Source organism: Amycolatopsis sp. CA-211722, from assembly GCF_056828465.1.
This window is the reverse complement of record NZ_CP184752.1, coordinates 8,145,736-8,164,392: the sequence shown is the minus strand read 5'-3', so window position 1 is coordinate 8,164,392 and position 18,657 is coordinate 8,145,736. Positions and strand designations below refer to the sequence as shown.

The 18,657-nt window shown below is 69.6% G+C and carries 16 protein-coding genes; 4 read left to right on the top strand and 12 right to left on the bottom strand.

The annotated features are described in order from the left end of the window. Positions 1 to 58: 58 nt before the first annotated feature. Genes ACOCEP_RS37305 through ACOCEP_RS37295 form a run of 3 tightly spaced genes read right to left on the bottom strand, consistent with a single transcriptional unit; the run spans position 59 to position 2,759 of the window. Positions 59 to 988: a GNAT family N-acetyltransferase gene (locus ACOCEP_RS37305; RefSeq protein ID WP_482334421.1), complete on the bottom strand. Its 930-nt coding sequence runs from the start codon at positions 986 to 988 to the stop codon at positions 59 to 61. Positions 989 to 1,008: 20 nt separating this feature from the next. Next, the gene (locus ACOCEP_RS37300; RefSeq protein WP_482334420.1) at positions 1,009 to 1,911 is read right to left on the bottom strand and encodes a GNAT family N-acetyltransferase; all 903 of its coding nucleotides are present in this window, start codon (positions 1,909 to 1,911) and stop codon (positions 1,009 to 1,011) included. Next, complete coding sequence (locus ACOCEP_RS37295) at positions 1,908 to 2,759, bottom strand: class I SAM-dependent methyltransferase (RefSeq protein ID WP_482334419.1); 852 nt, start codon at positions 2,757 to 2,759, stop codon at positions 1,908 to 1,910. Before ACOCEP_RS37295 ends, ACOCEP_RS37300 begins: the two co-directional genes overlap by 4 nt. A gap of 302 nt (positions 2,760 to 3,061) precedes the next feature. Between ACOCEP_RS37295 and rpsA the strand changes: the two genes are divergently transcribed. After that, on the top strand, positions 3,062 to 4,561 hold the full coding sequence (rpsA, locus tag ACOCEP_RS37290; protein WP_007028125.1) for a 30S ribosomal protein S1: 1,500 nt from the start codon (positions 3,062 to 3,064) through the stop codon (positions 4,559 to 4,561). 153 nt (positions 4,562 to 4,714) lie between these two features. Here the strand turns inward: rpsA and ACOCEP_RS37285 are convergent, their stop codons facing one another. Next, entirely contained in the window at positions 4,715 to 4,939 is a 225-nt protein-coding gene (locus ACOCEP_RS37285) for a hypothetical protein (RefSeq protein WP_482334417.1), read from the bottom strand. Between the two features lie 197 nt (positions 4,940 to 5,136). Here ACOCEP_RS37285 and coaE point away from each other — a divergent pair, with 197 nt between their 5' ends. Beyond that, positions 5,137 to 6,321, top strand: a complete 1,185-nt coding sequence (gene coaE, locus ACOCEP_RS37280) for a dephospho-CoA kinase (protein WP_482334415.1) — start codon at positions 5,137 to 5,139, stop codon at positions 6,319 to 6,321. Positions 6,322 to 6,324: 3 nt separating this feature from the next. Here coaE and ACOCEP_RS37275 read toward each other — a convergent pair whose 3' ends face one another. From ACOCEP_RS37275 to ACOCEP_RS37255, 5 genes are all read right to left on the bottom strand, one after another. Then, entirely contained in the window at positions 6,325 to 6,951 is a 627-nt protein-coding gene (locus tag ACOCEP_RS37275) for a response regulator (RefSeq protein WP_482334413.1), read from the bottom strand. Next, positions 6,948 to 8,207, bottom strand: a complete 1,260-nt coding sequence (locus ACOCEP_RS37270) for a sensor histidine kinase (RefSeq protein WP_482334411.1) — start codon at positions 8,205 to 8,207, stop codon at positions 6,948 to 6,950. The genes ACOCEP_RS37275 and ACOCEP_RS37270 overlap by 4 nt, the downstream gene beginning before the upstream one ends. Continuing rightward, a complete protein-coding gene (locus ACOCEP_RS37265) occupies positions 8,204 to 9,724 on the bottom strand; it encodes an ArnT family glycosyltransferase (protein ID WP_482334410.1) in 1,521 nt (506 codons plus the stop codon). The genes ACOCEP_RS37270 and ACOCEP_RS37265 overlap by 4 nt, the downstream gene beginning before the upstream one ends. An 89-nt stretch (positions 9,725 to 9,813) precedes the next feature. After that, positions 9,814 to 11,340, bottom strand: a complete 1,527-nt coding sequence (locus ACOCEP_RS37260; RefSeq protein ID WP_482334409.1) for an ArnT family glycosyltransferase — start codon at positions 11,338 to 11,340, stop codon at positions 9,814 to 9,816. A 143-nt stretch (positions 11,341 to 11,483) separates the two neighbouring features. Then, positions 11,484 to 11,999 carry a ribonuclease FAU-1 family protein gene (locus ACOCEP_RS37255; protein WP_482334408.1) on the bottom strand — a complete coding sequence of 172 codons (516 nt, stop codon included), beginning with the start codon at positions 11,997 to 11,999 and terminating at the stop codon, positions 11,484 to 11,486. A 143-nt stretch (positions 12,000 to 12,142) separates the two neighbouring features. Here ACOCEP_RS37255 and ACOCEP_RS37250 point away from each other — a divergent pair, with 143 nt between their 5' ends. Both ACOCEP_RS37250 and uvrB read left to right on the top strand, forming a co-directional pair. Beyond that, positions 12,143 to 13,423 (top strand): DUF5685 family protein, encoded by a 1,281-nt coding sequence (locus ACOCEP_RS37250; protein ID WP_482334407.1) that lies wholly within the window; start codon positions 12,143 to 12,145, stop codon positions 13,421 to 13,423. 52 nt (positions 13,424 to 13,475) lie between these two features. Next, positions 13,476 to 15,632, top strand: coding sequence for an excinuclease ABC subunit UvrB (gene uvrB, locus ACOCEP_RS37245; protein ID WP_482334405.1), 2,157 nt, complete (start codon positions 13,476 to 13,478; stop codon positions 15,630 to 15,632). A 76-nt stretch (positions 15,633 to 15,708) separates the two neighbouring features. On the opposite strand, the gene ACOCEP_RS37240 is transcribed toward uvrB, so the two are convergent. The 3 genes from ACOCEP_RS37240 to ACOCEP_RS37230 all read right to left on the bottom strand — a co-directional run bounded on the left by ACOCEP_RS37240 (position 15,709) and on the right by ACOCEP_RS37230 (position 18,426). Continuing rightward, complete coding sequence (locus tag ACOCEP_RS37240; protein WP_482334404.1) at positions 15,709 to 17,118, bottom strand: S28 family serine protease; 1,410 nt, start codon at positions 17,116 to 17,118, stop codon at positions 15,709 to 15,711. A gap of 69 nt (positions 17,119 to 17,187) precedes the next feature. Then, positions 17,188 to 17,961 (bottom strand): enoyl-CoA hydratase/isomerase family protein, encoded by a 774-nt coding sequence (locus ACOCEP_RS37235; protein WP_482334403.1) that lies wholly within the window; start codon positions 17,959 to 17,961, stop codon positions 17,188 to 17,190. A gap of 42 nt (positions 17,962 to 18,003) precedes the next feature. Further along, entirely contained in the window at positions 18,004 to 18,426 is a 423-nt protein-coding gene (locus ACOCEP_RS37230) for a hypothetical protein (RefSeq protein ID WP_482334401.1), read from the bottom strand. Positions 18,427 to 18,657 lie beyond the last annotated feature (231 nt).

The window sequence follows — 18,657 nt, the reverse complement described above, 5'->3', positions numbered from 1 at the left end:
CAACCGTGGGGGGCCCACGTCACACGCAAGAGTGACGAAACCCCCGCAAACCGGACGGCTAACGCAGGGCCGAAGCCGGATGGACCTCCCAGGACGTCCACAGTGGACGATAACCCTGGCGGTGCCAGAACACCGAAGAAAGCGGGTTGGTCGGGTTGTAGTAGAGGTAGGTGCCGTCCGCGCCGCCCGCGGCGAACTCCTCGTGCACCGCCGCCATCAGTGTGCGGCCGAGACCGTTCCCGCGCAGGGCGGGCACGGTGACGACGTTGTTGACGTAACCCCAGTGGCCGAGGGGGAGGAGTTCGGCCTCGGCCGACCCCGGTGACGAGGTGATCCAGGCGCCGTGCGCGAACGCGGCCACGCGGCCGTCCCGTTCGGCCAGCCACAGCAGCGGGCGTTCCTTGTCGAGGGCGAGTTCCAGTGCCGGGGCGAGCAGTTCGGCGGCGTTCGGGCGGTGCCGGGTGGCGACCTGACCGATGTACTCGTGCGTCGACACGGCCAGCCCGAGCAGGGTGTCGAAGTCTTCGTGCCGGGCGCGGCGGACGGTCAAGCCGTCGACACCCTGGCCGGAGAGACGGCGCCCGGTGCGCACGGCGAGCGCGGACATCGGCACCAGCCCGTGGTCGAGGAACGCGCGGATCGCCTCGGCGTCCCGGCTCGGCCAGTTGATCACGCAGGCCGAATCCTCGTCCGGCGTTTCGGCGTCCATCCGCGTGCGCCACGCGCGCAGCAGCACGTCCATGCCCTCGGTGCCGGTGTCCCCGACGAACGGGAACAGCTGCCGCGCGTCGGCGGCCGACCAGAGCAGGGTGACGTCGTCCGGGCCGTGCAGCTGACGTTGCACCACCCCGGTGACCTGGACGCCGGCCGCCGTGGCGGCGTCCACGCGCTCGCCGCCGACCGGGGGCGGCGGGGCTTCGGGCAGGAGCCGGTCGATCGCCGCGAACCGGGCGCGGTGCGCGTCGAGCAACGTCTTCTCGATTTCCATCCCGTCCCCCGGGTCGACCGCTACCGCAGGGCCGCGGCGGGACCGGCGGCCCACGTCGTCCACAGTGGACGATAACCCTGCCGGTGCCAGAACACCGGGGAGAGCGGATTGGCCGGATTGTACGAGACGAAGGTGCCGCGCAGCGACGGCGAGAACAGTTCGTCGTGCGCGACGGCGGCCAGCGCGCGCCCGATCCCGCGCCCGCGCGCGGCCGTGGTCACCGCGAGCGTTCCGAGATAGCCCCATTCGCCCGGCCGCAGCCGCCCGGCGAGCGCGTCACCGGGGAGCGGGGAGCGCTTTCCCGTGGTCACCATCCCCACCGTGACACCTTCCTCTTCGGCGATCCAGACGCGGCCGCCGAACTGCAGGCCGCGCCGGACCTCTTCGGCGAGCAGGGCCTCGGCCCCCGGCCGGACGACACCATGGCCGACGAGCGAGGTGTAGTGGAGTTCTTCGAGGCGCAGACCGACGATCTCTTCCAGGTCTCCGTGGGTCGACGCGCGGACGGTCACGCCGGGTACGGAGTACTCCTCGCCCGTCGCGGGCGCGCGGACGGCCAGCGCCAGTTGTGGCGCGAGCCCGTGGTCGAGCAGTGCCCGCGACACCGCGACGTCACGGCTGGGCCAGGTGACCGTGCACGACGAATCGGCTTCGGCGTCGGCGCGCGCGATCCGCTCGCGCCAGGCGGAGAGCAGCGCGCTCATCCCGGCGGCGGCGTCGAGCGGGAGGATCGCGGAGAGGATCTGCAGATGGGCCGGGCTCCACAGACGTTGCCAGGAGCCCGCCGCGAACCGTACGTGCGCGATCGTGCCGAAGGCGCCTCCCGCCTCGACGGGTTCTCCGGCCGGGAGCGGGGGAGGCGGCGGAAGCAACGGGTCGAGCGCGGCGAACCGCGCCCGCTGCCGCTCCGCCGCCGGGGTCATCCCCGCTGGGTGCAGAAGATCGCCGTGCCGGGGAAGAGCTTGCCGCGCAACGGGCTCCACTGGCCCCAGGTGCGGGAGTGGCCCTCCGGCCAGGCGGGTTCGATGAGGTCGGTCAACGCGAAGCCGGCGTCGGCGAGCGCGCGGACGTAGTCGCCGAGTGTGCGGTGGTACTCGACGTAGGTCGCGACGCCTTCTTCGTCCACCTCGACGTACGGCGTCCGGTCGAAGTACGGCTGGGTGACGGTGAGGCCCTGCGGGCCGGGGTCGTCGGGGAAGATCCAGCGCATCGGGTGGGTCACCGAGAACACCCAGCGTCCGCCCGGCCGGAGCACCCGGTGCACTTCGGCGAACACGGCGTCCACCGACGCCACGAACGGCACCGCGCCGAAGGCCGAGCAGGCCGCGTCGAAACTCGCGCCGTCGAACGGGAGCGACTCCGCCGTCGCCTGCACGAGCGGGACGGGGGTGCCGGTCCGCTCGTTGCCTTCCCTCGCGTGGCGGAGCATTCCCGCCGACAGATCGGTCGCCACCGCGTCGGCGCCCTGCGTGGCGAGCCAGCGCGAGCAGGCCGCCTGCCCGCAGCCGACCTCGAGGATCCGCTTGCCGCCGACTTCACCCAGAAGCGCGACGTCGGCCTCGCGGACGCCCTCCGGGCACCAGACGAAGTCCGCGTCGCCGAGGAAGCCGCCATGGGTCGCCTGGTAGTCGTCGGCGTCGGCGTCCCACCACGCCAGGTTGGCGGCGGTGGCTTCCGGCGCCGAGACCGCCCGATAGGCGACCCCCGCGGTGCCGAGCCGCTCCTCGGCCTCTGCGTGCCGATCGGGCTCGGTGACGGACTGCTGGCTCAAACCGATATCCTTTCCCCAGGTCAGGGCTTCGCGGGACAGTTTATCCGCCCGCCGTGATCGTGGGGGCGACCCTGATTGTGCCGTGTACAGGGGGCCGCGTAGGATATCTGTTAGCGCAGTGGGTTCGCGCTACTCTTTCCCCCGGTTCGCTCAGCGTCCGGGTCAGGGGGTCGCGTACCGGATGCGGTGATGCTCGCGGTCGTTCCCTGTGGACGTTTGCTTATGCGGTCGCCTCATGTCGGAAGCCCATGGTGCCCTAACCGCAAACCCACTACTTCCCATCCACCGGAGCAACCCGCCTAATGACGACCGACACCGCCACCGCCCCGACCGCCCCCGCCGGGCCCCAGCAAGTCGCTATCAACGACATCGGGTCGGAGGAAGACTTCCTCGCTGCGATCGACAAGACGATCAAGTACTTCAACGATGGCGACATCGTCGAAGGAACCATCGTCAAGGTCGACCGTGACGAGGTCCTGCTCGACATCGGCTACAAGACCGAGGGTGTCATCCCCTCGCGCGAGCTCTCCATCAAGCACGATGTCGACCCGGCTGAGGTTGTCACCGTCGGCGATGAGGTCGAAGCCCTGGTTCTCCAGAAGGAGGACAAGGAAGGCCGTCTGATCCTGTCCAAGAAGCGTGCGCAGTACGAGCGCGCCTGGGGCACGATCGAGGAGCTCAAGGAGAAGGACGAGCCCGTCAAGGGCACCGTCATCGAGGTCGTCAAGGGCGGCCTCATCCTGGACATCGGCCTCCGCGGCTTCCTGCCCGCGTCGCTGGTCGAGATGCGCCGCGTGCGCGACCTGCAGCCGTACGTCGGCCGCGAGCTCGAGGCGAAGATCATCGAGCTGGACAAGAACCGCAACAACGTGGTCCTGTCCCGCCGCGCCTACCTCGAGCAGACCCAGTCCGAGGTGCGCAGCGAGTTCCTCAACGCGCTCGCCAAGGGTCAGGTCCGCAAGGGTGTCGTGTCGTCCATCGTCAACTTCGGTGCCTTCGTGGACCTGGGTGGCGTCGACGGCCTGGTGCACGTCTCCGAGCTGTCCTGGAAGCACATCGACCACCCGTCCGAGGTCGTCGAGGTCGGCCAGGAGGTCACGGTCGAGGTTCTGGACGTCGACATGGACCGCGAGCGTGTCTCGCTGTCGCTGAAGGCGACCCAGGAAGACCCGTGGCGTCAGTTCGCCCGCACCCACGCGATCGGCCAGATCGTGCCGGGCAAGGTCACCAAGCTCGTCCCGTTCGGTGCGTTCGTGCGCGTCGAGGAGGGCATCGAGGGCCTGGTGCACATCTCCGAGCTGGCCGAGCGCCACGTGGAGATCCCGGAGCAGGTCGTCCAGGTCAACGGCGACGTGATGGTCAAGGTCATCGACATCGACCTCGAGCGTCGTCGCATCTCGCTCTCGCTGAAGCAGGCGAACGAGGGTGTCACGCCGGAGACCGAGTTCGACCCCACCCAGTACGGCATGGCCGCCGAGTACGACGCCGAGGGCAACTACATCTACCCCGAAGGCTTCGACCCGGACACCCAGGAGTGGCAGGAAGGCTTCGACAAGCAGCGTGAGGAGTGGGAGCGTCAGTACGCCGAGGCTCACACCCGCTACGAGGCTCACATGAAGCAGGTCCAGAAGGCCGCCGAGGCCGACGCCGAGGCCGCCGCGGACGCCGCGACCGGTGTCACCTCGGGCGACTCGGGCGAGCAGAGCTACACCTCCGCTCCGGCCGAGGCCAAGAGCGGTGGCACGCTCGCCAGCGACGAGCAGCTCGCGGCTCTCCGCGAGAAGCTGTCGGGCGGCGCGTGATCCAGGCGCTCAGCCACTAGCTGACAGACAGCGGCCCCGGTCCTCTTCGGACCGGGGCCGCTTTCTTGTCCGCGTTTAGTCCTCTGAATGCGTTCCTTGCACGCGCAACTACCGCATTTAGAGGACTAAACGCGGACAAGGGGGGAGCAGGGGTCAGGAGGTGGCGGTCCGGACGGACGGCACCCAGATGCGTTCGAGCGCGGCGGCGCGGGCCTTGCGGCGCAGGCCGGCGAAGCTGTGCTTGGCGGGGACGAGGAGCGCGCTCAGCCACGTGCGCCGATACTCGGCGAGGGCCTCGGCCACGGGACGATGGAGGACACAGTGCACCAGGCCCGGCGTTCCGAGCCGGTGCCTTCCGCCGTGCTTACCGTCTGCCATCTTTCCTCCGTGTGGGCTACCTTCGCCGCGCACGGTACGCAACCAAGCCTCCGAAGACCGGTAACCGCCCGGCGTGTCACCCGTAAAGGTTGAGTCTCGCGTCACGATGAACTTGCCTTTTGCATCCTTCTGTGCCGGATGTGCGCATCCCGTGACCCTGCGCGGTCGGCCCGGCTCGCGGCACTAGGCTGCTCGACATGCTGCGTGTGGGCCTGACCGGCGGGATCGGCGCCGGAAAATCGACGGTGGCGAACCGGCTTTCCGAGCACGGCGCCGTCCTCATCGACTCCGACAAGATCGCCAGGGAGGTCGTCGAGCCGGGGACACCGGGGCTCGCCGAACTCGTCGAGGCGTTCGGGGAAGACATCCTCGCCGCCGACGGCGCGCTGGACCGGGCCGCGCTCGCCGCCAGGGCGTTCGCCGACGAAGAGTCCCGCAAGCGGCTGAACTCGATCGTCCATCCGAAGGTCGGCGCCAGGACTGCCGAGCTGATGGCGGGCGCCGCGCCGGACGCGATCATCGTCCACGACATCCCGCTGCTGGTCGAAGGCGGGCTCGCGCCGATGTACCACCTCGTCGTCATGGTCGACGCGCCGGAGGAAGTCCGGGTCCGCCGCCTGGTCGAGGCGCGGGGGATGGCGGAGAACGACGCGCGAGCCAGGATCAAGGCGCAGGCCACGACCGATCAGCGCCGGGCGGTGGCCGACGTCTGGTTCGACAACAGTGGTACGCGCGACATCGTGCTCGCCGGGGTCGACGCGCTGTGGGCGGACCGGCTGACCCCGTTCGAGGCGAACGTGCGGCTCCGCAAGCCGCGCGCGCCGATGTCGCCGAAGATCGCGCCGTACGACGAGACCTGGCCCGCGCAGGCCGAACGCGCGCTCGCGAGGATCCGCGTGGTGGTGGGTGACGACGCCGTGCGGGTCGATCACATCGGTTCGACGTCCGTGCCGGGGCTGCCCGCCAAGGACATCCTCGACCTCCAGCTCACGGTGTCCACTTTGGACAAGGCCGACGAGCTGGCCGACGCGCTCTCCGACGCGGGGTTCCCGCGGGCGGAAGGCGAGTGGTTCGACGACGCGCACGGTGAAGAGGGCACCTGGCCCAAGCGGTTCCATTTCGGCGGCGACCCCCGCCGTCCGGTCAACCTGCACGTCCGCTCCCAGGAGACGCCGGCCTGGCGGCTCGCGTTGCTGTTCCCGGAATGGCTGCGCCGGAACCCGGACGAGCGCGACGCCTACGCGGCGGTCAAGAACGCCATGGCCGCGAAGCACGCGGGCGACGGGACGGTCGAGCGATACACCGACGAGAAGCAGGGCTGGGTCGACGCGGCCTTCACCAGGGCCGACGCGTGGGCGGACTCGACCGGCTGGACCCCGTAGGGCTCAGCCGCCGAGCAGCCCCCGCGCGAAAGCGGTCGCGACGGCGGCCGCGCGGTCTTTCACCCCGAGTTTGGCGTACGCGTGCACGAGGTGCGTCTTCACCGTGGCCTCGCTGATGAACAGCAGTTTCGCGGCCTCCTTGTTGGTCGAGCCGCGCGAGATCAGGGTGAGGACCTCCAGCTCCCGCTTGCTCAGTGGCTCCGGAGTGGGTGCGCGCATCCTGCCCAGGATCAGGTCGGCGACGGCGGGCGAGAGCACCGCCTCGCCCCGCGCCGTCGCCCGGACCGCGCGGAAGAGCTCCTCGCGCGGAGCGTCCTTGAGCAGGTAGCCGGTCGCGCCCGCTTCGATCGCCGGGATGACGTCGGTGTCGGTGTCGTAGGTCGTCAGCACGAGGACCCGCGCGGGATTGCCGAGCTTCGCCAGCTTCGCGATCGCCGCCACCCCACCGGAACCCGGCATCCGCAGATCCATCAGCACGACGTCGGGGCGGAGCTGCTCGGTCAAGGCGACGGCCTCGTCACCGGACGACGCCTCCCCGAGCACCTCGAATCCTTGCTCCGTGGTGAAGATCCCGCGCAGCCCGTCGCGGACGATGGGGTGGTCGTCGGTGATCAGCAGCGTGATCGTCATACCCCGGCCTCCAGCGCGATGGCGGGCAGATCCGCGGACACGGCCGCCCCACCGCCCGGCTCGGATTCGACGTGCAAGGTTCCCGCCAGCCTGGCGACGCGGGCCCGCATCCCGGGGATGCCGAAACCACCTTCGCCCACCGTGTCCGGTTCGAATCCCTTCCCGTCGTCCCGGACGTCGACGGTCACCTGATCGCCCATGTAGGACAGCGTGAGCCCCACGATCGTCGCGGCCGCGTGTTTCTCGACGTTGGCCAGCGCCTCCTGCGTGATGCGCAGCAGCGTCGCCTCGATCTCGGGATGCAGCGCCCGCGCGGTCCCGGTGGTGGTGAACCGGACCTCGACACCGGTCCGGCCGCTCCATCGCCGGGAGACCTCGCCGAGCGCGTCCGGCAGGGTCGCGACGGCCAGCGGCTCCGGGCCGAGCGCCCGCACCGAACGGCGGGCGGCGGTCAGGTTCTCCCGCGCCAAGGCCATCGCGGAGCCGACGTGCCGCTGCCATTCCACGGGGTCGCCCTTCGCCTCGGCGGCCGCCTCCAGCTGGGTGATGATCCCGGTGAAGCCCTGGGCGAGCGTGTCGTGGATTTCCTGGCTCAACCGCTGACGCTCGTCGAGGACGCCGGTCTCGTGCGCCTGGCTCAGCAGTTGCCGCTGCAGCACCGCGTTCTCCTCCTGGGCGGCGGCCAGTTCGTCGAGCACGCGTTTGCGCTCCGCGTGCTGCCGTGCCATCGCCGCCGAGACGAGCCCGCCCCCGCCGACGGCGGCCGTCTGGATCAGCGTGACCACGGCCCACAACGCCGGCTGATCGGCGAACGCCCGCAGCGGGCCGCCGTTGGGGATCGTGTTGATCAGCGCGGAGACCACGAAGATCCCGGCCAGCGCCAGCGGAGCGGGCCGCAGACGCATCGCGTCGAAGAACCCGGTGATCATGAAGATGAGGAAGATCGTGTCGTGCGCTTCGAGCACCGCCGCGATCGCGACCAGCCCGGCGAAGGACACGGCGACCACGACCGGATGATCCTCCCAGCGCTTCGGCATCAGCGTGAGACCGAGAAGGAGCCAGACGGCCGCCAGCCCGGCCAGCCCGAGGGTGCGCAGCGGGTCGCGGCCGGAGATCAAGAGACTCAGCACCGTGCTGAGCGCCAGCAGCGCGTACGGCAGATACCTTTCGACCCGGCCGCCCCACGGGCGCCACAGTGACCCGCCGTCGTCAGGCGACGGCCACAGCGAGTCCTGCCACCGGATCCAGCTGGTCATACCCGGAATTCTCGCAGGCCCGGCCACGCCGTGGCCCACGTTTCGGTCTGGCCGGTGACCAGCCAGATCGGCATCTCCCGGCTCACGTTGCGGACGCCGGCCGCGTTGTCCACGCGGGAGACGATCCGGGCGTCGGTGAACGAACGCAGCAGCCGCGCCGGATCCGGCCCGACGAACAGCACACTGTCCGCGGTCTCGGGCGGATGCCCGAAGTACCAGAAGCCCCGGCTCGGGCTGTACACGGCGGGCAGCCCGTGGTTGGCGCCGTACCGGTCCAGCGCTCCGGCCTGCCAGTACCCGGCCGTGACGAGCGTGGTGCGCGCCCGCTGGTCCGGTGGGAGACGGTGATAGGCGTCCGCGACCGAACGCGCGAGGTCGGGCCAGCCGATCTCCTCCAGCGCGTACGCCGGGCGCGGGACGTCCCGGCCTTCCGCGAGCCAGGCGGAGGGCCACACCGGCAGCGCGTACGGGAGCGTGTACAGCGCGGAAAGCAGGAACACCGGCCAGGTCGGGATCCAGCGGAACCACCGGGACGGCCTCAACTGTCCGAAGTGGACGACGGCACCCGCCCACAGGACGCCGAACATGCCTGCCGCGTAGTAGTACCGGCCGTTCGACAGGATGAACAGGGCGATCACCCCGACCGCGGTCCAGCCGAGGAAACGGTACTCGCGCAGCCTGGCCGAGAACAGCAGGACCCCGAGTCCATAAAGGACACCGACGACACCGATGCCGAGCCCGGCGCCGGTCAGCAGGGCGGGCAGGAACCCGGCGCGGCCACTCCAGCCGCCGGTGGTCTCGTGCGCGATGACGTCGCCCATCTCCAGCTGCGGCCAGCCGTTCGCGGCCTGCCACCAGAGCGTCGGCACCATCGAGAGGGCGGCGATCCCCGCGCCGAGCCAGAGTTTGGGCCTGCGCAAGAGATCCCGGGGACCGAAGAGCAGGATCGCGACGCCGGCGGCGACCCAGAACGTCGCGATCAGGAGCTTGACGTTCAGCGCGACGGCGGTCGCCACGCCCAGCCACAGCAGCAGGTTGTCGTCGCGGGTCCGCATCCACCGCACGAGCAGCCACGCGATGAGCGTCCACAGCGCCGGGTCGATCGTCGACGTGGCCAGGTAGTGACCGCTGCCGAGGAACTGCCCGCAGATCGCGTACGCGGCGGCGGCGCGGGTCTGCGCCCGGCGGTCCCCGCCCATCTCGTAGGCGATCAGCCCGGTGAACACCACACCGGCGGCCGTCGCGAGGACGGCGGGCAGGCGGAAGACGAAGACGTTCCCCGGCGCGAGCGTGTCCATGGCCAGCGCCAGGGCCGGGAGCACCGGCGGCTGGTCCGCGTAACCCCAGGCCAGCCGCTTGCCCGCGGAGAGGAAGTACAGTTCGTCGCCGAAGTAGCCGTACCGCCACGCCGTCGCCATCAGGACCGCCGCGGCCGCGGCGGCGAGAAGCCCCACCGGGAGCCGGGCGGACGCCGCACTGGACACGGTCGGTGTTTCGGCCGCGTGGGCGGCTTCCATCCATTCCTCGCAGATCCCTCGGGTGCCGGTCCTCTCGCACCTTACGTGCCACCGGTGCGACGCGTCGGGCGTGAGAGGACCGGTGGGGCTCAGAAGCCCCAGTCCGTGAGTTTCGGCCACACCGTGTCCCAGTTCCCGTTCCGGCCGGTGGCCAGCCAGATCTTCATACCCTGACTCACGTTCGCGATTCCGGCGCGGTTGTCGAGCGCGCCGACTTCACGCACCTGCGTGAAGTACGGCACAAGGCCCGAAGCGTCGTTCCCGACGAACAGGATGTCCCGTGCCGATTCCGGCGGCCTCGGCAGCGTCACGTACCCGCGGTTGGGGCTCGACGGCGAGGGAAGCCCGAACTCCGGTCCGTAGTGGTCGATGGCACTGGCCTGCCAGTACTTCGCCGTGACGACACCGGTGCGGGACGGATCGGGCACGGCCCGGTGTGCTCGCGCCACCGACTCCGTGATCTCCCGCCAGCCGACCTCCTCGACGGCGAAGATCGGCCGCGCCCACACCGGGGCGCTCGCCAGCTGCGCACGCGGGAGGATCGGAAGTGCCTGCGGGATCGCGATCACCGCGGCCAGGACGAACACCGGCCAGGTGGCGATCCAGCGCCAGTACTTCGACGCCTGGCCCGCCTCGATCTCCACCGCCGCCGCGGCGAACAGCGGCGCGAACATCCCGGCCGCGTAGTAGTAGCGCCCGTTCGCCAGCAGGAAGAGGGCGAGGACGCCGAGCGCGGTCCAGCCGAGGAACCGGTACGGCCGCAGGCGTTCGGACCGCAGGAGGCGCCACAGTCCATAACAGACCAGGATCGCGCCCACGGGTACTCCGGCGCTCAACACCAGCGTCGGGACGAACGTGATCCGCCCGCCCCAGCCCGCCGAGACCTCCTGGGAGATCGCGGCGCCCATGGTCAGTTGCGGCCAGCCGTTCGCCGCCTGCCAGACCAGGGTGGGTGCGATCATCGCGGCGGCGATCAGCGCGCCGAGCCACAGCGCCGGACGGCGGACGAGGTCACGAGGCCCGAACACCATCGCGGCGGCCAGCACGACGAGCCAGAAGCCCCCGACGAGGAACTTCGTGTTCAGGGCGAACCCGGTCACCACGCCTGCCCAGACCAGGAGCTTGTCCGTCCGGATCCGGACCCAGCGGACGAGCAGCCAGATCAGCAGTGCCCACAGGAACGGGTCGATCGTGCTGGTCGCCAGGTAGTGCCCGCCGCCGAGCATCTGGATGGACACCGCGAACGTCGCCGCCGCGATCGTCTGCGCTTTGCGGCCGCCGCCCAGTTCCCTGGCGATGAGCGCGGTCAGCACGACACTGGCCACCATCGCCAGCATCGCCGGGATCCGCAGGACGAACGGCGAATCCGCGCCGAACGAGTCCATCAGGCGGGCCAGCAGCGGCAACAGCGGTGGCTGGTCGGCATACCCCCAGTCCAGATGCCGGCCGGCCGCCAGGAAGTACAACTCGTCGCCGAAGTAGCCGTAGCGATCGGCCGTCGCGGCCAGGACCGCCCCCATCGCCCCGGCGATCACCAGCACCGGTGTCCTGGCGAACGGCGCGACCTCCACGCGTTCTCGTCCCTCGGACCGTTCCCGGAGTCCCTCGGCCTCCATGACCACGGGTATCCGCCCCCTCTCGATCGGTTACGCCCTTGATCGAGAGTCCCGTATCGCCGCTCCGCCGGGGATCCATCAGCCGGTCGGGATCGGCTCATCCAAGGGATGAGCCGGGATCAACCGATCGATGGATGCGCGGGTCAGTGCCGTCGCCAGCCGAGCGTGATGTCCTTTGTGGACAGCCAGCCGCGCAGGTCGTGGCCGTGCGAGGCCAGTCCGTCCACGGTCGTGTGGCTGACGCCGAGCGCGCGCTCGCCGTCGGCGGGGGAGAGCAGCCCGGCCGTGACCGCGGCGAGGAGTTCGTCGGTGTCGATCACCTGGACGGACTTCTTGTCCCGCAGGACGAGGTCGAGGTAGAGATCGGTGGCCACCCAGACGTCGTCTTCGCGGCGGATGTCGACCACGTCGAGGTAGAAGTCCTGATCGCGTTCGTGTCCGGGGTTGAACCAGAAGTCCGTGATCCGCAGGCCGAGATCCGGCAGCAGCCAGGACTCGAGGTAGTGGAACTGCGTCCGCCCCGGCGTCGGCCTCGCCAGGTAGAGGCCGAAGGGCTCCTCGCGGTATTCCTCGACGTCCCTCACGATGCCCTTGGGGTCCGTGTTGGTCTTCGCGGCGGGGTCGAAGTACTCGACCTTGGGCGGATGCGGCTCGGTCATCCGCCCATCTTGGAAGGCGGCGCCGTCCGCGACCACCGCCCAACCGGGTGGACGATCACGGTTCGCGACTTCCGGGGGAGTAGCGGCGCCGGGCCGGATAAGGTGCGCTGGTTACGCCATAGGGGTGAGTGGGGAGTCGACGCATGTTCGGGATCATCAGGCCGTGCCGCCACCGGCTTTCCGCGGGTCTGCACGCGGACTGGCTCGCCCATCTCTGCGGTCTCTGCCTGGCGTTGCGGGACGAACACGGACAGCTCGCCCGAATGGTGACGAACTACGACGGGCTGATCATCTCGGCTCTCGTCGAAGCCCAGTCGCCGCGGGCGGAAGGCCGCCGCGACGCCGGCCCTTGCCCGCTCCGGGCGATGAAGGGGACGTCGGTCGCGAAGGGCGGCGGTGCCCAGCTCGCGGCGGCGGTCTCCCTCGTGCTGGCGTCGGCCAAGATCAACGATCACGTCGAGGACCGTGACGGCGCCTTCGGCCGGCGTTCCGTCGCGCTCGCCGCGAGGCGGGTCGCGACGCGCTGGGCGGATCAGGGGAGCCGCACGGGGATCCGGGTCGGCTTCGACACGGCGGTCCTGACCGAGGCCGTCGACCGGCAGGCCGAGATCGAGAACGCCGTCCGGCTGGGTGATTCGGCCGTCCTCGCGACCGAACCCGCCGAACTGGCGACGGCGGCGGCGTTCGCGCACACCGCGGTCCTGGCGGGCCGTCCGGAGAACGCGGCGCCCCTGGCCGAGGCCGGACGCCTGTTCGGGCGGGCCGCGCATCTTCTCGACGCCGTCGAGGACCTGACGGAAGACGAGGCCGCCGGCGCGTGGAACCCGCTGACGGCGACCGGGACGGGGCTCGCCGAGGCACGGCGGTTGTGCGACGACGCCGTGCTCGGTGTCGAACTCGCCTTGCGCGAGGTGAGGTTCGATCAGCCCAAGCTGGTGCACGCGTTGCTGGTGCACGAACTGCGCCAGGCGGTGCGGCGTTCGTTCGGGCACAACCTCACCGGGCACGGCCACGGGCCGCAGCAGCCGCCGCCGGGCTGGATCGGGCCCGGCCCGCAGCCGCAGCAGCATCCCCACCAGCCTTATCCGCCCCAGCAGTACCCACAGGGCGGCTACCAGGCGCCGCCTCCGCCGCCGGGTGCTCCCGGCAGCGGCCCGCCGCAGGAGCCGCCGAAGAAGAAGCGGAAGCACGGCGGCCCGCCGACCGACGGTCAGGGCGGGTGCTGCTGGACGCCGAAGTTCCGGGTGCCCGCTCAGCCGCGGGGGTTCTTCCTCGGTTGCGCGGTGGCCACCTACATGTGCTGCTCGTGCCAGTTCTGCTGCCGGGACCCGTTCCCCGGGTCGTGGAGCGGGAAGCCGCACGAGGCCTGGTGCAACAACTGTGACGGTTGTGACTGCTGCAACTGTTGTGACTGTTCCTGCTGATCCCGACCAGGCGAAACGGAAACTGTCGGACCCAGCGCCTACTCTGGTTCCCGTGGCTTTCGCAACCGAACACCCCGTGCTCGCCCAGTCGGACTTCCGCCCCGTCACGGACATCCCCCGGACAGGCGGCCGGTTCGAGGTGGTCAGCGAATACAAACCCGCCGGTGACCAGCCGGCGGCCATCGACGAGCTCGAACGCAGGATCAACGCGGGCGAGAAGGACGTCGTGCTGCTCGGCGCCACGGGTACCGGTAAGTCCGCGACGACGGCCTGGCTGATCGAGCGCGTCCAGCGTCCGACGCTGGTGATGGCCCCGAACAAGACGCTCGCCGCACAGCTGGCGAACGAGCTGAGGGAGCTGTTCCCGCACAACGCGGTCGAATACTTCGTCAGTTACTACGACTACTACCAGCCCGAGGCGTACATCGCGCAGACGGACACCTACATCGAGAAGGACTCGTCGATCAACGACGACGTCGAGCGGCTGCGGCACTCGGCGACGATGAACCTGCTGTCCCGGCGCGACGTCATCGTGGTCGCGAGTGTCTCGTGCATCTACGGCCTGGGCACCCCGCAGTCGTACCTCGACCGGTCGACGAAGCTGAAGGTCGGCGAGCAGCTCGACCGGGACGTCTTCCTCCGCGCGCTCGTCGACGTGCAGTACACCCGCAACGACATCGCGTTCGCGCGGGGCACCTTCCGCGCCCGCGGCGACACGGTCGAGATCATCCCGGCGTACGAGGAGCTGGCGATCCGCGTCGAGTTCTTCGGCGACGAGATCGAAAAGCTGTACTACCTGCACCCGCTCACCGGCGACATCGTCAAGGAGGTCGACGAGGTCCGCATCTTCCCCGCCACGCACTACGTGGCGGGCCCGGAGCGGATGGAGAAGGCCATCGGCGGTATCGAGGCGGAGCTCGAGGAGCGGCTGGCCGAGCTGGAGAAGCAGGGCAAGCTGCTCGAAGCCCAGCGGTTGCGGATGCGCACCGCCTACGACATCGAGATGATGCGCCAGGTCGGGTTCTGCTCCGGTATCGAGAACTACTCGCGGCATATCGACGGCCGCGGCGCCGGTTCCGCGCCCGCGACCCTCATCGACTACTTCCCGGAAGACTTCCTCCTGGTCATCGACGAGTCGCACCAGACGGTCCCGCAGATCGGCGGCATGTTCGAAGGCGACATGTCGCGGAAGCGGAACCTGGTCGACTTCGGGTTCCGGCTGCCCAGCGCGGTCGACAACCGGCCGCTGACCTGGGAGGAGTTCACCGACCGGATCGGCCAGACGGTGTACCTGTCGGCGACGCCGGGGCCGTACGAGATGGGGCAGGCGGGCGGCGAGTTCGTCGAGCAGGTCATCCGGCCGACCGGCCTGGTCGACCCGAAGGTCGTCGTGAAGCCCACCGAGGGCCAGATCGACGACCTGGTGCACGAGATCCGCGAGCGAGCCGAGAAGGACGAGCGCGTCCTCGTCACCACGCTCACCAAGAAGATGGCCGAGGACCTCACCGATTACCTGTTGGAGCTGGGCATCCGGGTGCGGTACCTGCACTCCGAGGTGGACACGCTGCGCCGGGTCGAGCTCCTGCGGCAGCTGCGCGCGGGCGATTACGACGTGCTGGTCGGCATCAACCTGCTCCGTGAGGGCCTCGACCTGCCCGAGGTGTCGCTGGTCGCGATCCTCGACGCGGACAAGGAGGGCTTCCTCCGCAGTGGCACCTCGCTGATCCAGACGATCGGCCGCGCGGCTCGAAACGTGTCGGGCGAAGTGCACATGTACGCGGACAAGATCACCGACTCGATGCAGCACGCCATCGACGAGACCGATCGCCGCCGTGCCAAGCAGGTCGCGTACAACAAGGAGCGCGGAGTCGACCCGCAGCCGCTGCGGAAGAAGATCGCCGACATCCTGGACCGCGTCTACAGCGAGGCCGAGGACACGGAGTCCGTCGCCGTCGGAGGTTCGGGCCGGAACTCGTCGCGCGGCAAGAAGCCCGAGCAGGGCGACCGGGTGCGCAGCTCCGGGATGCTCGCCGACAAGGACGTCGCCGGCATGCCGCGCGCCGAGCTGGCGGATCTCATCCAGCAGATGACCGACCAGATGATGCAGGCCGCGCGCGACCTGCAGTTCGAGCTGGCCGCCCGCCTGCGGGACGAGGTCGCGGACCTCAAGAAGGAGCTCCGGGGCATGGACGCCGCCGGCATCAAGTAACCCTCGCGTTTCGTCCTCTGGTTGCGATCCTTGCGCGTGCAAGTACCGCAACCAGAGGACGAAACGCGTGAGGGGGTCAGAGCCGACGGCGCTCCAGCATGGTCAGGTCGGCGTCGAAGTCCGGGAACCCGGCGGGGGCCGAATGCGTGCTGACGCCCGGCGAGACGGGAGGAAGACCGGCCCACCGCCGCACGGTGTTCGTCGCTTCGGCGGCCTGGGCCGGGGGAAGCTGCGAAATCCGGGCGCCGTGGTTCCCGCCCGGCACGGTGTAGCTGTAGGAGTCCTTCGTGCCGAAGCCGAGCTTGAACGGCTCGGCACTCCACGGGTCGTTCCCGCCGTTGACGAACATCAGCCGCTTTCCCTGGGACTTCACCCAGAAGTCGATGTCCGGCATCGCCAGGTGGTCGAACCGCGGGATGTCGACCGACTTCGGCACGAACGTCCGCGACACGTTGGATCCCGGGTAGCGCAGCAGGTCCCGAAGATAGCCTTCGTAGGACTCGGGGGCGCCGAGCTGATAGGCCGCCTGGAAGTAGTACGGCACATAGATCTCGAGGTTCTGGTCGGAGTAGGTGTTGAGGCTCTCGACGCGTTCGAACCAGGCGTAGACCTCCGCCGCCGGAGCGCCCGCCTTCGGGATCGTCGCGCAGTCCGACTGCCTCTGGTACTGCCAGAAGGCGAAGTACGAGTCGATCACGGAGATCTCCAGCGACACGTCCGCCGAGCCGACGGTCTTGAACGTGTAGCCGTTCTTGGCCGCGTCGGCGGCGGCGAGCGCCGCGAACTCCGAACGCCGGGTCAGCACGTCACGCTGGATCGCCTTCAGCGCCGACCGGCAGGCCGGATCGTCGCCGACGTTCGCCAGGAACCGGTTGTAGCGGTCGTGCGAGTTGATGACGTCGTTGGGCGCTACGTACGGGATCGTCGCGTCGACGTCGTCCGGGAAAAACCTACGGAAGTAGGTCGCCGTCATACCGCCCTTGCTGCCGCCGGTCGCGAGCCACTTGCCCGGATAGATCCGCTTGAACGCCTCGACGGCGCGGTGCTGATCGGCGGCGGCCTGCCAGATCGTGAGCTGCTTGCCCCAGTCCGGACGGTCCGGCCGGGAGGGGGTGAAGAACCGGTACTCCATGGACAGCTGGTTGCCGTCGACGATCTGTGTCGGCTCCGAGCGGTTGGGTGATTGCGAGACGTTGTACCCGCTCGTGAACACCACGGTCGGCGACCGGAATTCCTTGTGCAGCAACGTGAATCGTTGCTGAAAGGTGCCGCGGTCCGGCCTGCGGTGGTCGACGGGCTGGGTGTAGGCGAGTTTGAAGAACCGGTATCCGGTCGGCGCCGGATTCTCCGAGACGACGGTCAGCCCGGGGACCCGCCCGAGCGCGTCCTCGATGTCGCCGGGTGCCGCCTGCGCGGCCGGGGTCAGCCCGGCCAGTGCGAGAACGGTGACCGCCAGAACCGGCCACGCGGCCGTGAGCTTCCGCATCCATGCCCTCCCCATCGGGACCTGTTGAGCTGTCGGATACTCACAGAGTCACCGCCGGTGGGCAATCGCCTATCCGGTCGAGCCGCGCAGCACCCGGTCGACATAGGCCTTGATCGCCGCGGTGGCTTCGGGCGAACTCCACAGTTCGAGGACGTGGGCGTCGTCGCCGGTGCGGTGTTCGGCGATCCGCTCGTGGAACGGCCGGTGCAGCTGCGCCTTCGTGTGCGCGTACGCGGCCGCCGGGATCTCGGCGAGTTTCCGGGCCACTTCCACCGCCCGCCCGACGACGTTCTCGGGCGCGGTCACCTCGTTCACCAGGCCGAGCCGGAGCGCGTCCGCGGGCAGGTGGGTCTCGCCGAGGAAAGCGAGTTCGGCGAGGACGTCGGCACCGAACCCGGACCGCAGGATCTCCAGCGCCGCCAACGGGAACGGCACACCGACGAGCAGCTCGGTGATCCCGATCCGGCCTGGGCCGTCGGCGAGGACGCGGCGGTCGCAGGCGGCGGCGAGTACCGCCCCGCCCGCGATCGCGTGCCCGTTGACGGCCGCGATCACCGGGCCGGGAAAGCCGAAGACCGAGAGGAACGCGTCCGACAGCGCGGGCAGGAAGTCCTCGATGTAGTCCGCCCCGCCGTCGTGCACGCGCCGAAGGTCGACACCCGCCGAGAAGATGCCACCCGTGCCCGTCAGCACGACACCGCGATAGCCGCCGAGCTGCACGTCTTCGAGCCGGAGGGTCAGTTCCTGGCAGAACTCGGTGTCGAGGGCGTTCGCTTTGCCGTGCTGGAGGGTGACGACGGCGATCCCGCCTTCGTCGTCCACGCGGATCGAAGAGGTGGCCATGGCCCGACCGTACCCGAGCCCGCGAGGATCTACAGTGGACCGCTAGTCCCTCAGCCGCACGGTGACCGTCGGGCTGAAGGACCGTTTGCGGTTCCAGCCGGTCTCGGCGCCGATGCTGAGCTGGATGGCGCGGTCGGCGGGCGCCCAGTAGCCGGTGCGCACGAAGTAGGCGTCCATCGAGCACAGCCTGGCGCAGGACTTGCGGTTGCAGATCGTCTCCCAGCCCCACTGCCGGCCGCTCTCCTCGACGCCGTTGCGCCGGACGAACAGATGCGGGTTGCCGATTTCACGGCAGTAGGTGCTGCCCTCGGAGATGTAGAGGACCCCGTCGATCTTGTAGAACCGATTGTTGTCGAGAAGTGTCACCTGGCCCGAAACGGCGAATCCGACCCGGCCGCCCTTGCCGGCGTTCATGGTCCAATCGAGAGAGAATTCTTGGACCGGAGTCTCGACTGACTGGGTCATGGTGACATCCCCGCTTTCCGCTCGCGTCGGCACCTTTGCACTGAAGATAAGGATTTCCCGGAGGTGTCCGAAGGTGAATGCGAGGTTTTCACCCAATGAGTCGATGATCGGAAAATCAATGTTCGCATGCGCATGAAACACCGGTTACCAGCGCTAACGGGTGAAGGTCGCCACGGCCAGTGAAAACCGGGGCCCACCAGGGAAGAGGATTTCGTCTTCCCGGTGGACCCC